The organism is Streptomyces sp. NPDC033174, assembly GCF_055577795.1.
Map to the genome: position 1 here is coordinate 114,027 of NZ_JBVIPQ010000005.1, position 12,625 is coordinate 126,651.

12 protein-coding genes are annotated in these 12,625 nt (G+C 72.3%); 7 read left to right on the forward strand and 5 right to left on the reverse strand.

Annotated elements, in window-relative coordinates; translation table 11 throughout:
* Positions 1-8: 8 nt before the first annotated feature.
* The 3 genes from ACZ5VC_RS17405 to ACZ5VC_RS17415 all read left to right on the forward strand — a co-directional run bounded on the left by ACZ5VC_RS17405 (position 9) and on the right by ACZ5VC_RS17415 (position 2,573).
* Positions 9-617, forward strand: coding sequence for a DUF5998 family protein (locus tag ACZ5VC_RS17405; protein WP_469120901.1), 609 nt, complete (start codon positions 9-11; stop codon positions 615-617).
* Positions 617-1,822, forward strand: a complete 1,206-nt coding sequence (locus ACZ5VC_RS17410; RefSeq protein WP_469120902.1) for an alkaline phosphatase family protein — start codon at positions 617-619, stop codon at positions 1,820-1,822. The genes ACZ5VC_RS17405 and ACZ5VC_RS17410 overlap by 1 nt, the downstream gene beginning before the upstream one ends.
* Positions 1,823-1,892: 70 nt before the next feature.
* A complete protein-coding gene (locus ACZ5VC_RS17415) occupies positions 1,893-2,573 on the forward strand; it encodes a thymidine kinase (RefSeq protein ID WP_469120903.1) in 681 nt (226 codons plus the stop codon).
* Here ACZ5VC_RS17415 and ACZ5VC_RS17420 read toward each other — a convergent pair.
* Positions 2,545-3,318, reverse strand: coding sequence for a VOC family protein (locus ACZ5VC_RS17420; RefSeq protein ID WP_469120904.1), 774 nt, complete (start codon positions 3,316-3,318; stop codon positions 2,545-2,547). The genes ACZ5VC_RS17415 and ACZ5VC_RS17420 overlap by 29 nt on opposite strands.
* Positions 3,319-3,594: 276 nt before the next feature.
* Here ACZ5VC_RS17420 and ACZ5VC_RS17425 point away from each other — a divergent pair, with 276 nt between their 5' ends.
* Positions 3,595-4,443: a sulfurtransferase gene (locus tag ACZ5VC_RS17425; RefSeq protein ID WP_469120905.1), complete on the forward strand. Its 849-nt coding sequence runs from the start codon at positions 3,595-3,597 to the stop codon at positions 4,441-4,443.
* A gap of 492 nt (positions 4,444-4,935) precedes the next feature.
* Here the strand turns inward: ACZ5VC_RS17425 and sepH are convergent, their stop codons facing one another.
* Complete coding sequence (gene sepH, locus ACZ5VC_RS17430; protein WP_469120906.1) at positions 4,936-5,985, reverse strand: septation protein SepH; 1,050 nt, start codon at positions 5,983-5,985, stop codon at positions 4,936-4,938.
* Between the two features lie 486 nt (positions 5,986-6,471).
* Here sepH and ACZ5VC_RS17435 point away from each other — a divergent pair, with 486 nt between their 5' ends.
* Complete coding sequence (locus tag ACZ5VC_RS17435) at positions 6,472-7,347, forward strand: hypothetical protein (protein WP_469120907.1); 876 nt, start codon at positions 6,472-6,474, stop codon at positions 7,345-7,347.
* Positions 7,348-7,350: 3 nt separating this feature from the next.
* Here ACZ5VC_RS17435 and ACZ5VC_RS17440 read toward each other — a convergent pair whose 3' ends face one another.
* A complete protein-coding gene (locus ACZ5VC_RS17440; protein WP_469120908.1) occupies positions 7,351-8,670 on the reverse strand; it encodes a D-arabinono-1,4-lactone oxidase in 1,320 nt (439 codons plus the stop codon).
* Complete coding sequence (locus ACZ5VC_RS17445; protein ID WP_469120909.1) at positions 8,630-9,871, reverse strand: MFS transporter; 1,242 nt, start codon at positions 9,869-9,871, stop codon at positions 8,630-8,632. Before ACZ5VC_RS17445 ends, ACZ5VC_RS17440 begins: the two co-directional genes overlap by 41 nt.
* Positions 9,872-10,036: 165 nt before the next feature.
* On the opposite strand from ACZ5VC_RS17445, the gene ACZ5VC_RS17450 reads away from it, so the two are divergent.
* A complete protein-coding gene (locus ACZ5VC_RS17450) occupies positions 10,037-11,164 on the forward strand; it encodes a ferrochelatase (protein WP_469120910.1) in 1,128 nt (375 codons plus the stop codon).
* Positions 11,161-12,021, forward strand: coding sequence for an inositol monophosphatase family protein (locus ACZ5VC_RS17455; protein WP_469120911.1), 861 nt, complete (start codon positions 11,161-11,163; stop codon positions 12,019-12,021). The genes ACZ5VC_RS17450 and ACZ5VC_RS17455 overlap by 4 nt, the downstream gene beginning before the upstream one ends.
* 112 nt (positions 12,022-12,133) lie before the next feature.
* On the opposite strand, the gene ACZ5VC_RS17460 is transcribed toward ACZ5VC_RS17455, so the two are convergent.
* On the reverse strand, positions 12,134-12,307 hold the full coding sequence (locus tag ACZ5VC_RS17460; RefSeq protein WP_469120912.1) for a hypothetical protein: 174 nt from the start codon (positions 12,305-12,307) through the stop codon (positions 12,134-12,136).
* Between the last annotated feature and the right edge of the window lie 318 nt (positions 12,308-12,625).

The following is a 12,625-nucleotide window of genomic DNA, read 5'->3' on the forward strand; positions in this document are numbered from 1 at the left end:
TGGAGTCCATGGCGAAGACCGGTACGACGACCCAGGGGCTGCGCGCGGCGATCGAGCGCAGCGGCTATTACCCGGCCCTCGTGGCCGAGGCGGTGGAGGCCGCCGTAGGCGGCGAGCCGATCGCGTCGTACCTGGTGCACCAGGAGACCACGTTCGACGCCAACGAGGTCCGCCGCCATGTCACCGTGCTCGTCCTGACGGCCAACCGGTTCATCGTCAGCCACACCGACGAGCAGAACGCCGACACCACCTCCCCGACGCCGTACGCGACCACCTCCACCGAATCGGTCAAGCTCGACCGGATCTCGTCGGTCGTGGTCAGCCGGGTCGTCGCCAACCCGGAGTCGTACACCCCGGGCACCCTGCCCCGCGAGGTCGTCCTCACCATCGGGTGGGGCGCCGTCTCCCGGATCGACCTGGAGCCCGCCGCCTGCGGCGACCCCAACTGCGACGCGGACCACGGCTACACCGGCAACTCCACCGCGGACGACCTGAGCCTGCGGGTCAGCGAGGCCGGCGACGGCCCGGACACCGTCCGCCAGACGCTCGCCTTCGCCCAGGCACTCTCCGAGGCCACCGCGGCCACGGCCGCCCCGGCGACCGGAGTCACCCGCTGATGGCTCAGCCCTCCGCCGTGACGTCCGGCTGGCCGGACGACCCCGTTCCGCTCGCCCTGGACACCGCGCCCGTGCCGGAGTACTCCTTCGGTTCGCTCGCCGACGTGCTGCCGACGATCGTCGCGGGCCAGGGGGTTCCCGGCTTCGACGCGCGGATCCGCGAACTGACTCCGGCCGACCGGAACTGCGTGTTCCTCATCGACGGTCTCGGCTGGGAACAGATCAAGGCCCACCCCGACGAGGCGCCCTACCTCACCTCCCTCCTCGGCAGCTCCCGGGGCGGCACCGGGCGCCCCATCACCGCGGGCTTCCCCGCCACCACCGCGACCTCCCTCGCCTCGGTCGGAACGGGACGGTTCCCCGGCACCCACGGACTTCCCGGCTACACGGTCCGCGACCCCGGGACCGGCGAGCTGATGAACCAGCTCCGCTGGCGGCCGTGGACCCCGCCGAAGGTGTGGCAGCCGTACCCCACCGTCTTCGAGCTGGCCGACGCGGCCGGCGTGTACACGGCCCAGGTCTCGTCCCCGGCCTTCCGGGACACCCCCCTCACCAAGGTCGCGCTGACCGGCGGAACGTTTCACGGGCGGCTCACCGGCGAGGAGCGCATGGACCTCGCCGCCGAGCAACTCGCCGCCGGGGACCGGTCGCTGGTGTACACGTACTACAGCGAGCTGGACGGCGCCGGACACCGCTTCGGCGTCGACTCGGACGCCTGGCGCGGACAGCTGATGTTCGTCGACCGGCTCGTCCAGCGCCTCGCCGAGCAGCTCCCGCCCCGCTCGGCGCTCTATGTCACCGCCGACCACGGCATGATCGACATCCCCTTCGACGAGCGGTCGCGGATCGACTTCGACGAGGACTGGGAGCTGCGGGCCGGCGTCGCCCTGCTGGGCGGCGAGGGCCGGGCGCGTCATGTCTATGCCGTGCCCGGCGCCGAGAACGACGTCCTGACCTGCTGGCGCGAGGTGCTCGGCGAGCAGTTCTGGGTGGCGAGCCGCGACGAGGCGATCTCGCTCGGCTGGTTCGGGGACGAGGTCGACGATCGGGTCCACGGCAGGATCGGCGATGTCGTCGCCGCCGCCTGCGACGACGTCGTGATCACCGCCTCCGTCAATGAGCCGCACGAGTCGGCGATGGTCGGGGTGCACGGCTCGATGACCGCCGTCGAGCAGCTGGTGCCCCTGCTCGAAGTACGCTCGTAACCCTTCCCACGCCGCTGCGCGGGCACCGCCGACCCGATCCGCGACAGACCCGAAAGGTCCTCACCCTCCCATGCCCGAGCTGGTGTTCTTCTCCGGAACGATGGACTGCGGAAAGAGCACCCTCGCTCTGCAGATCGAGCACAACCGGTCCGCCCGGGGCCTGCAGGGCATGATCTTCACGCGGGACGACCGCGCGGGCGAGGGCAAGCTCTCCTCCCGCCTCGGCCTGGTCACCGACGCCGTCGAGGCCGCCGAGGGCTTCGACTTCTACGCGTACCTCGTCGACCGGCTCTCCAAGGGCGGGCGTTGCGACTACGTCATCGCGGACGAGGCGCAGTTCCTCGCCCCGGAGCAGATCGACCAGCTCGCCCGGGTCGTCGACGACCTCGATCTCGACGTCTTCGCCTTCGGCATCACGACCGACTTCCGCTCCAAGCTCTTCCCGGGCTCCCAGCGGCTCGTCGAACTGGCCGACCGGGTCGAGGTCCTCCAGGTCGAGGCCCTGTGCTGGTGCGGCGCCCGCGCCACGCACAACGCGCGGACCGTCGGCGGCCGGATGGTCCTCGAGGGCGCGCAGGTCGTCGTCGGTGATGTCAACGGCGTCGACGAGATCGGCTACGAGGTGCTCTGCCGCCGCCACCACCGGCGAAGGATGACCGCGGCGACCGCCCATGCGGCGGCCCTCTCCCCGGACGTCCTGCCCGTCGAGGACTCCACCGCGCTCAGCGGGCGGCCGACCGCACGATCGTGAACACCGCGCCCTCCGGGTCGGCGACAGTGGCCAGCCGGCCACTGGTGCCCTCCCTGGGCGGCCGCAGCACCTGACCGCCGAGGTCGGTGATCAGCCGGGCGGTGGCGTCGGTGTCGGCGACCTCGAAGTACGTCATCCAGTGGGCGCCCCGGCCGTGCGGAGGGGCGTTGCCGACGCCGTGCAGCGAGGCCACCGGGCGCCCCTTCACGTGCAGCGTCACATAGTCGAAGTCGGCCGAGACGACCGGCTCGCTCTCGTACCCGAAGACCGTCTCGTAGAACTTGGCGACCATCGAGGTCTCCGGTGTCAGCAGCTCGTTCCAGGCCGGGGCGCCGGGGACGCCTGCCACCGCCGTGCCGGCGTGCGCGGCGGCCTGCCACACGCCGAACACCGCCCCACCGGGATCGGAGCAGATGGCGAGCCGCCCCGCGTCCTCCGCGTCCAGCGGTCCGACAGCCACGGTTCCTCCGCAGCCCCGGATCGCCTCCGCCGTCTCGTCGGCGTCGTCCGTGGCGAGATAGGGGGTCCATGCGACCGGCAGATGCCGGTCCGCCGGCAGCCGTCCGATACCGGCGACCTCATTGCCGTCGAGGAGCGCGCGGACGTACGGCCCCAGTTGCTGCGGCCCGGGGCGGAACTCCCACCCGAACAATCGCGCGTAGAAATCCTGGGTCGAGTCAAGGCCGTGCACCATCAGACTCACCCAGCAGGGCGTGCCGGGCGTGTGCCGAGTCGCCTCGGTCATCGTCACACTCTCCTCGGACCATGTGGTGGCCGTGCGCGGGGACTGGTGCGCGCCGCCGTCGTACGGGACGGATGCGGGCCCTGCGCCCTGGCGACGCGGGGATTTCCCACGTCCAGATGGTTCCACCACCCGGCACCGAGCGCTCCCTGGCCGCGCCGCTTTTGGCGCGATACCGCCGGGAGGAGGCCCGGATTTTCGGCGTCCCATCCGCTTCGCCGTCGTTACGCCCGGACGGGCATGGTCGCCCCGGCCCACCACTGCGCGAGGATGGCACCCATGAACCCCATCATCACCGCAGACGAAGTCGCAGGCGAGTCGGCAGGGGCGTATCCTCCGGTGCTCCTCGACGTCCGCTGGCAGCTGTCCATGGCCAAGGCGGCCGGAGCCGCCCCGTTCGACGGGCGCGCCGCCTACGAAGCGGGGCACATTCCCGGTGCCGTCTACATCGACCTCGACGCCGAACTCGCCGGGCCGCCCGGAGCGGGCGGGCGCCACCCCCTGCCCGACCTCGCCGTGTTCGGCGCGGTGATGCGCCGGGCCGGCGTCCGCGCCGGAACCCCGGTCGTCGCGTACGACGGCGGGCAGGGCTGGGCCGCGGCGCGCGCCTGGTGGCTGCTGCGATGGACGGGGCACCCGTCGGTACGGGTCCTCGACGGCGGCCTCGCGGCCTGGTCCGGTCCCCTCTCGACGGAGATTCCCTCTCCCGAGGAGGGCGACTTCCAGCCGGTACCCGACCCGGCGGTCCTGCTCGACGCGGACGGGGCCGCGGCGCTGGCCCGCAGGGGTCTGCTGCTCGACGCGCGGGCGGAGGAGCGTTACCGGGGTGACGTCGAGCCGCTGGACCGGGTCGGCGGGCACATTCCGGGCGCCGTCTCGGCACCGACGACGGAGAACGTCGAGGCGGACGGCCGGTTCCGCCCGGCCGCCGAACTCGCCGAACGCTTCAAGGGCCTGGGCGCGGCCGGCAGCGAGATCGGCGTCTACTGCGGCTCGGGCGTCTCCGGAGCCCACGAGGTCCTCGCCCTGGAAATCGCGGGCTTCCCGGCGGCGCTGTACGCGGGCTCCTGGTCGGAATGGTCGAGCGACGAGTCCCGCCCGGTGGCGAAGGGCCCGGAACCGCAGTAGGCGGGGCGGCGGGAGGCGTGTCACATGGCACGCCTGAACGCCGGTTCCGAACCCGCGGTAGTGCGGGGCGGCAGTGTGGCATGGCATGTGTGACCGCTGGATCGGAGCCGCGCGCAGCGGCGGGGACCGTGTCGATGGCATGGCACGTGAGACAGCCGGTACCGGACCGGGAGCAGGGCGGGCGGCGGGGGCGGCGGTGTGGCAGGCACGTATGACCTGCCGAGTCGTACCCGCGAGAGCTGCGGGGGCGGCGGGGGCCGTGTCGCATGGGACGCGTGGCCGCCGGGACCGGGCCCGGAGCCGTGCGGGGCGGCGAAGGTCGCGTCATGTGGCACGCGTGACCCCCCGGCGCGCGCGGTGCCATGGCGCAGGCCGGTTCCGCCATGGCACGGGAGCCTTGGTCGAGCGCGAGGGCCGACCCGCCCGCCCCACGACCAAGGCCGGTGCCGTCATGGCACCGGCCTTCGCCGAACGGGCGGACTCGCCGGCCCGTTACTCCTGCTTCTTGCGGCGCGTGCCGAAGACGATCTCGTCCCAGCTAGGGACGGCCGCCCTGCGGCCCGGGCGGACGCCGTCCGCCTCCGCCTGGCGGTCGGTGGTGCCGGTCAGACGATCCCGATGGCCGCTCACCGCACGCGGCATCAGCACATCGGCGTACGCCGCGCCCGCGCCGGCCGAGGCCGCGGGCGGCTCCTCCGCCTCGGGCTCCTGGTCCGGCTCCGGCACCGGCTCGATCGCGGCCGGGCGGTCCGGTACCACCAGGTCGCCCCGGAAGCTCGGTACCGCCTCCAGAAGACTGGTCAGCGAATCCCGCTCGCTGCCCGTGCTCTCCTCCGCCTCCGCGGCGGGCGCGACAGGCGTCGGCCGCTCCAGCTGACGGTCGAGGGCCCGGTCCAGCGGGCGGTCCCTGGGCAGCCGGGCGATCCTCGGTACGAACGGAAAGCTGGGCTCCGGAGCGACCGCGACGGTGTCGTCGGTCTCGCCGATCAGCGCCCGCGCCTCGTCGTCGACGGCCTGGACGAGCCGCCGCGGCGGGTCATACGTCCAGCTCGCCGTGTGCACTTCGCCGGCCACCCGGTAGACGAGCAGGACTTCCCAGGTGCCGTCGTCACGGCGCCAGGAGTCCCACTGCACGGTGTCCTTGTCGGCGCCGCGCAGCAGCAGCCGCTCCTGGACCGCCTCCCCGAGCTGCGGGCCGGTGTTCTCGCCGGGCCTGCGCACGGGTGTCTTGCGGGCGCGCTCGGCCATGAAGGCACGCTCGGCGAGTACGGGCCCCTCGAAGCGCCGGACACGGTCGACGGGGATACCGGCGAGCTGGGCGACCTCTTCCGCGGAGGCTCCGGCACGTATCCGCGCCTGGATGTCTCGCGGGCGGAGGTGGCTCTCCACCTCGATCTCGATCTGGCCGAGACGCGCGCGGTCGTTGCGCACGGCGGCGCGCAGCCGCTCGTCGATCGGAAGCGTGTACTCCGTGCTGTCAGCAGCCTTCAGCACCAGTCGTGTGCCGTCGTTGGAGACGGCCACGACACGCAGTTCGGGCATGGGGACCTCCCGGGTGGTGCCTGCCGACGTCACGTGCGTCGCTGCTTCCGCTAGTCGAGTGTGGCCTGCCCGGGTGCAGCCTGCCACAACATTGCCGAGTTGCCCGGCGTGTCGGGCATGGGCCCTGGAACGCCGTTATGGCACGGTTACCTATTTGCGACGCAGAGTGACTGGATCGTCACTCTGCGCAGCAGGCGCCCGTGCGTTGCCGCGGCGCCGCCGGTTCGAGTGCCACTTTCGGCCCCCTTCCGCCGGTTCCGGACCCCCACGCAGGAGCCGGACCCAGGGCTCGCCACAGTACTCCATTCGGGCCACCTGGGTGGACCGCCGCGCCGCCGAACTTCTCCCCGGGTACGGGAGTTGAATGCCGGGCGTCACCGAAGTGCGTGTCGTCCTTCACGGAAACACCGGAATCGGAACCATTCCCTTCGCCCAAAAGTCCCTTCTGGGTGCACAGCCGGACAGATGGGCAAGCAGGGGTTGGAGATGCATCGGAAGCCGGACACGGGGGCAGAACGGACAGAACCGGAAGGGGAGTCGGGGAAGACGAAGCGGCTCGAGCTGAGCGTCGCCCAGGTCTCGGGCAGCGCCGTCGCCGCCGTCGTGGCCGCCAAACTCGCCTCCAACCTGGGGGTGTACGGCACGATCCTCGGCGCTGGAGTGATCAGCGTCGTGGCGACCTGCGGCGGCACGGTCTTCCAGCATCTGTTCAAACGGACCGGTGAGCAGCTCCGCGAAGTCTCCGTCCAGGTGAGGCCGAAGGGCCGCCGGGAGCCGGTCCGTTGCTCGCCGCGCGCCGAGGCCCGCGCCCCCGGTGAGGAGTCCGCCCCGAGTGGAGGTTCCAGCGGGGACTTCGGCGCGGCCACCACGCACGGCACCCGGGTGCGGGGCTGGAAGCGCTCGGGCGTCGCCGCCGCGCTCGTCTTCCTCGTCACCATGGCGGGCATCACCGGCTATGAACTGATCTCCGGTCAGGACTTCAGCGGCACCAAGGGGACGACCACCTTCTCCTCGGTCGTTCGGGATGACCACGGCGCGAACGCGCCGTCGACCGACGCCCCGCGGAAGACGCCCGGCGGCGGCTCGCGGCGGGAGGCAGGCAGAACGCCGGGGACGGACGACGACCGGTCGCAGGAGGGGAGTTCGGCCGGGAGCGCGGGTGACGGCGCCGGCCGGAACGCAAGCCCCACGCCGGACGATCCGACGCCCTCGCCGTCGGCGAGCGACGACCCCACGACGGGCCCGGCCCCGACGGCCACGCCGACTCCCCCCTCGACGGCCACACCCACGCAGCCTTCGAGCGGTGACGCGGGTGTCGCGGGCGGAGCCGGTTCGCCGAGCCCGCCTCCGGCCGCGCGGTGAGCGTCAGTCGCCCAGGACCCGCCGCAGGTAGTCGTTCCCGAACCGGCGGTCCGGGTCCAGCCGGTCGCGCAGCGTCGTGAACTCGCCGAAGCGCGGATAGACATCGGCGAGGTACGCGGCGTCCCGCGTATGCACCTTGCCCCAGTGCGGACGGCCGCCGTGCGCCGTCATGATGCGCTCCACCGCGGTGAAGTAGGCGCGATGGGGCGTGCCCTTGTAGAGGTGCACGGCGATGTAGGCGGTCTCCCGGCCCGACGCGGTGGAGAGCGTGATGTCGTCGGCGGGGGCGGTGCGGACCTCCACCGGGAAGCTGATCTTCAACGGTGAGCGCTCGACCATCGCCTTCACCTCGCGCAGCGCGGCGACGGCCGCCTCGCGCGGCAGTGCGTACTCCATCTCCACGAAGCGCACCCGGCGCGGCGATGTGTAGACCTTGTAGGGGATGTCCGTGTACGTCCGGGCGGACAGCGCGCGGCTGGAGAGCTTGGCGATCGCCGGGATCGTCGCTGGGACCGCGCGGCCGAGCGAACAGACCACCTGGAAGAGCCCGTTGGACAGCAGCTCGTCGTCGATCCAGGCGCCGACCCGTCCGGGCGGGGCTGCGGGACCCGCGCTGCGGTTGTTGCGCTTGGTGTTGCAGTTGCCCGTGTGGGGGAACCAGTAGAACTCGAAGTGCTCGTTCTCCGCGTGCAGCGCGTCGAACTCGGAGGTGACCTTGTCGAAGGTCATCGGCTCCTCGCGCGCGGTGAGCAGGAAGACCGGCTCCACGGCGAAGGTGATCGCGGTGATGACGCCGAGGGCGCCCAGGCCGATCCGTGCGGCCGCGAACACCTCGGGGTTCTCCTTCTCGGAGCAGGTCAGCAGCGAGCCGTCCGCCGTCACCAGCTCAAGTCCCCGGATCTGCGCGGCGATCGACGCGGACTCCCGGCCGGTGCCGTGCGTCCCGGTCGAGACCGCGCCGGCGACCGTCTGCTCCATGATGTCGCCCATGTTCGTGAGCGAGAGACCCTCGCGGGCCAGGGCGACGTTCAGCCGCTTGAGCGGAGTGCCCGACTCCACGGTCACGGTCATCTCGTCGCGGTCGATCCGCCGGATTCCGGTGAGCAGGTCGGGGCGGATCAGTACCCCGTCGGTGGCGGCTATCGCGGTGAAGGAGTGCCCCGTACCCACCGTCTTGACCCGCAGACCGTCCTCGGCGGCCCGCCGCACGGTCGCGGCCAGTTCCTCGACAGAGGCGGGGCTCGCTTCCCGTACCGGCCGCGCGGTCACCGTCCCCGCCCAGTTACGCCACGTGCTGCTCGCCGTCTTCGTGCTCCCGCTCACGCTGCCCCTCCCGAGTCGGCACCGGCCTGCACAGCCGGCGGTACCCCAGGACGCCCACCGCGACCGTGAGCGCTCCCGAGACCACAGGCACCACGTACCCCGCCTTCGCCCCGAACGCGTCGACCACCCAGCCGGCGGCCGAGGAGCCGAGCGCCACGCCGATCGCGAGCCCGGTACCGGTCCAGGTCATGCCCTCGGTCAGCTTGGTGCGCGGTACGTGCGCTTCGACGAGGGCCATGGTGGTCACCATCGTCGGTGCGATGGACAGGCCCGCGACAAAGAGCGCCACGGCCAGCAACGGCAGGTTCCCGGCCAGTAGGAGGGGGATCATACTCACGGCCATCGCACAGACGCCCAGGAGCCACCGGCGGGACGGCTCGCTCTTGAGGTGCAGCAGCCCGAAGACCGCTCCGGCCAGACAGGAACCGAGGGCGTAGACCGCGAGGACCAGGCTCGCCGCCGGCTTGTTGCCCTGCTCCTCGGCGAAGGCGACCGTCACGAGATCGATCGAGCCGAAGATCGCGCCGGTGGCGACGAAGGCCAGCGCGAGCACTTGCAGGCCGGGGGAGCGCAGCGCCGAGCCGCCGCTGTCGTGCTCGTGCGGATGCGGGACGGGCTCGGTGGCGCGCTGGGCCGTCAGCCAGAAGACGCCGACCACGAGGAACGCGGCGGCGAGCAGCGGGCCCGCCTCGGGGAACCAGGTGGTGGAGAGCCCGATGGAGATGATCGGGCCGAGGATGAAGCACACCTCGTCGGCGATCGACTCCCAGGAGTACGCCGTGTGCAGTTCGCGCGGCGAGCCCCGGTAGATCTCCGCCCAGCGGGCCCGGGTCATGGCGCCGATGCTCGGCACACAGCCGACGCCGGCGGAGAAGACGAACAGCGTCCAGTCCGGGGCGCCCTGCTGTGCGCAGAGCAGCAGACCGGCGACGGCGGCGACGGAGACCAGGGCCGCCGGGCGCAGCACCCGGCGCTGGCCGTGGCGGTCGACGAGCCGGGAGATCTGCGGGCCGACCGCGGCGGCGGACATGGCCAGGACGAAGGTGAGGCCGCCGGCGAGCGCGTAGCGACCGGTGAGCTGCGAGATCATCGTGACGATGCCGATGCCCATCATGGACAGGGGCATCCGGCCGAAGAAGCCGGCCAGGGAGAACGCCTTCGTGCCGGGGGCGGCGAAGATCGCGCGGTAGGGACTGGGCAAGGAGCTCTCCGGGCTTCCGTTCAACACGTGTCAATTAATTGCTAAAGCCTACGGTGTTGAAGTCAGAGCGGCCACGGCCTTTTCCGGCCACCGCTTTCTCCCGCTTTCCACCCTGCGGGGTCTGCCGGTTGTCCGCCTGTCAGTGGCTGGTGGGAGGATCGATCCATGTCCGATCAGCTCGATCCAGCCCCGTACGACGCCCTTCTGCTGCTCTCCTTCGGCGGTCCGGAGGGACCGGACGACGTGGTGCCGTTCCTGGAGAACGTGACCCGTGGCCGAGGCATCCCCAAGGAGCGGCTCAAGGAGGTCGGCCGGCACTACTTCCTCTTCGGCGGCGTCAGCCCGATCAACGACCAGAACCGCGCGCTGCTCGACGCGCTGCGCAAGGACTTCGCGCAGGCCGGACTCGACCTGCCGGTCTACTGGGGAAACCGGAACTGGGCGCCGTACCTCACCGACACGCTCCGCGAGATGGTCACCGACGGGCGCCGCCACATCGCCGTCCTCGCCACCAGCGCCTACGCCTCCTACTCCGGGTGCCGCCAATACCGGGAGAACCTCGCCGACTCCCTCTCCGAGCTGGAGGCCGAGGGGCTGCCGCTGCCCCGGGTCGACAAGCTCCGGCACTACTTCAACCACCCCGGCTTCGTAGGCCCCATGGTCGAGGGCGTCCTGAAGTCGCTCGGTGAGCTCGACGAGTCCGTGCGCTCGGGCGCCCACCTCGCCTTCACCACGCACTCCATCCCCGACTCCGCGGCCGACTCGTCGGGCCCCGTGGAGGAGCACGGCGACGGGGGTGCGTACGTCCGGCAGCACCTGGAGGTCGCGCGCCTGGTCGCGGAGGCCGTGCGGGAGGAGACCGGGATCGCCCACCCCTGGCGGCTCGTCTACCAGTCGCGCAGCGGCGCCCCGCACATCCCGTGGCTGGAGCCGGACATCTGTGACCACCTGGAGGAGCTGCACGGCGCCGGCGCCCCCGCGGCCGTGATGGTGCCCATCGGCTTCGTCTCGGACCACATGGAGGTCCTGTACGACCTGGACACCGAGGCGACCGCGAAGGCCGCGGAACTCGGGCTGCCGGTGCGGCGCTCGGCGACGGTCGGCGCGGATCCCCGGTACGCCGCCGCCGTCCGCGAGCTGGTTCTGGAACGCGCGGCGAGCGAGCGTGGAACGCGGGTGGAGCGCTGCGCGCTCGGCTCGCTGGGCGCCTCGCACGACCTGTGCCCCATCGACTGCTGCCCGGCCCGCGTGGAGCGGCCCGCCGCGGCCGGCGCAGACAGTCCGTACGCATGAGCCGCGCCGGCCGCGTGAGCGGCGCACACCACCCGTACCTGCCCGCGGACGCCGCGACCGACTCGCTGCGGGCAGAACTGCTCGGACTCGCCCTGGAGGCCGCACGGCGGGCCGGCGCCCTGCTGCGTGACGGCCGCCCCGACGACCTCGCCGTCGCCGCGACCAAGTCGAGCCCCATCGACGTCGTCACGGAGATGGACATCGCCGCCGAGAAGCTGATCACCGGCTTCCTCGCCGAGCACCGCCCGGAGGACGGCTTCCTCGGCGAGGAGGGCGCCGCGAGCCCGGGCACCAGTGGCGTCCGCTGGGTGATCGACCCGCTCGACGGCACCGTGAACTACCTCTACGGGCTGCCGACCTGGGCGGTCTCCATCGCCGCCCAGTGGCAGGGCGAGACGGTCGTCGGAGTCGTCGAGGCGCCCATGCGCGGGGAGACGTACCACGCCGTCCTCGGCGCGGGCGCCTTCCTCGGTGACCGGGCACTGCACTGCCGCCGCCCGGCGCCGCCCCTGGACCAGGCGCTGGTGTCCACCGGCTTCAACTACGTGACCGCGGTCCGCACCCACCAGGCCGACGTCGCCCAGCGCCTCGTCCCACGCCTGCGCGACATCCGCCGCAGCGGCTCGGCGGCCGTCGACCTGTGCGATGTCGCGGCGGGCCGGCTGGACGGGTACTACGAGCGGGGACTGCACCCCTGGGACCTGGCGGCGGGTGATCTCATCGCCCGCGAGGCCGGAGCCCTCACCGGCGGCCGTCCCGGCGAGCCGCCTTCGTGGGACCTGACGGTCGCCGCATCCCCGGGTGTCTTCGAACCCCTCCAGGAGCTCCTGGACGAGTTCGGCGCCTGGCACGACTAGCGTGACCGACGTCGAAGGGCCTCCACAGGGCCGTGAGGGGCCCTTCAGCGGCCCCTGAGCACGCGAAAGGGCCCCGCTGTCATCCCGTGACAGCGGGGCCCCACGCGTCCTGTCAGACGCTCGCGGCGCCGACCTCCACACCATGTTCGGCGGCGAGACGGCGCAGGTCCTCCAGCTCCGCCTGCTCCACCTCCGCCAGGAAGTCGTCGCCCGCGTCGCGAGCCCGCGTCAGGTCGGTTTCCGTGGTCCTTATGCGCTGCAGCAGTCCTGCCGTGAAAGCGTCCATCGTGCGCCCCCTCGTCATGGGTCGGTGGCACGGGGGTGTGCCGAGGGTGATGGATCACGCCCGCACCTCTGGGGGACAGAGCGGTTAGTGGTGTGCCACATACAGGGCGTGATCGCGGGTGTGCAGTCGTCCTCCCCAAGCCGTTCCTCAGAGAAACCTCAACTGGTCGGGGAATCCGATGAATTCCCCGGGCCGGGCGTGCGCGGGGCCGCCCGGGCCCCGGCCTCGCGCCGCCTTCGAGGGCCCCCGGTCCCGGCCGCCTTACAGCCGGTTTACGCGCGTTCGGGGCAGGATGGACACGCACAGTCAGTGCCCACG

What these genes read in the sequence shown, in the direction of transcription:
- ACZ5VC_RS17410 (WP_469120902.1), top strand. Translation starts at nt 617, where the DNA reads ATGGCTCAGCCCTCCGCCGTGACGTCCGGCTGGCCGGACGACCCCGTT.
- ACZ5VC_RS17450 (WP_469120910.1), top strand. Translation starts at nt 10,037, where the DNA reads ATGTCCGATCAGCTCGATCCAGCCCCGTACGACGCCCTTCTGCTGCTC.
- ACZ5VC_RS17415 (WP_469120903.1), top strand. Translation starts at nt 1,893, where the DNA reads ATGCCCGAGCTGGTGTTCTTCTCCGGAACGATGGACTGCGGAAAGAGC.
- ACZ5VC_RS17405 (WP_469120901.1), top strand. Translation starts at nt 9, where the DNA reads ATGGCGAAGACCGGTACGACGACCCAGGGGCTGCGCGCGGCGATCGAG.
- ACZ5VC_RS17460 (WP_469120912.1), bottom strand. Translation starts at nt 12,307, where the DNA reads ATGGACGCTTTCACGGCAGGACTGCTGCAGCGCATAAGGACCACGGAA.
- ACZ5VC_RS17435 (WP_469120907.1), top strand. Translation starts at nt 6,472, where the DNA reads ATGCATCGGAAGCCGGACACGGGGGCAGAACGGACAGAACCGGAAGGG.
- ACZ5VC_RS17420 (WP_469120904.1), bottom strand. Translation starts at nt 3,318, where the DNA reads ATGACCGAGGCGACTCGGCACACGCCCGGCACGCCCTGCTGGGTGAGT.
- sepH (WP_469120906.1), bottom strand. Translation starts at nt 5,985, where the DNA reads ATGCCCGAACTGCGTGTCGTGGCCGTCTCCAACGACGGCACACGACTG.
- ACZ5VC_RS17455 (WP_469120911.1), top strand. Translation starts at nt 11,161, where the DNA reads ATGAGCCGCGCCGGCCGCGTGAGCGGCGCACACCACCCGTACCTGCCC.
- ACZ5VC_RS17425 (WP_469120905.1), top strand. Translation starts at nt 3,595, where the DNA reads ATGAACCCCATCATCACCGCAGACGAAGTCGCAGGCGAGTCGGCAGGG.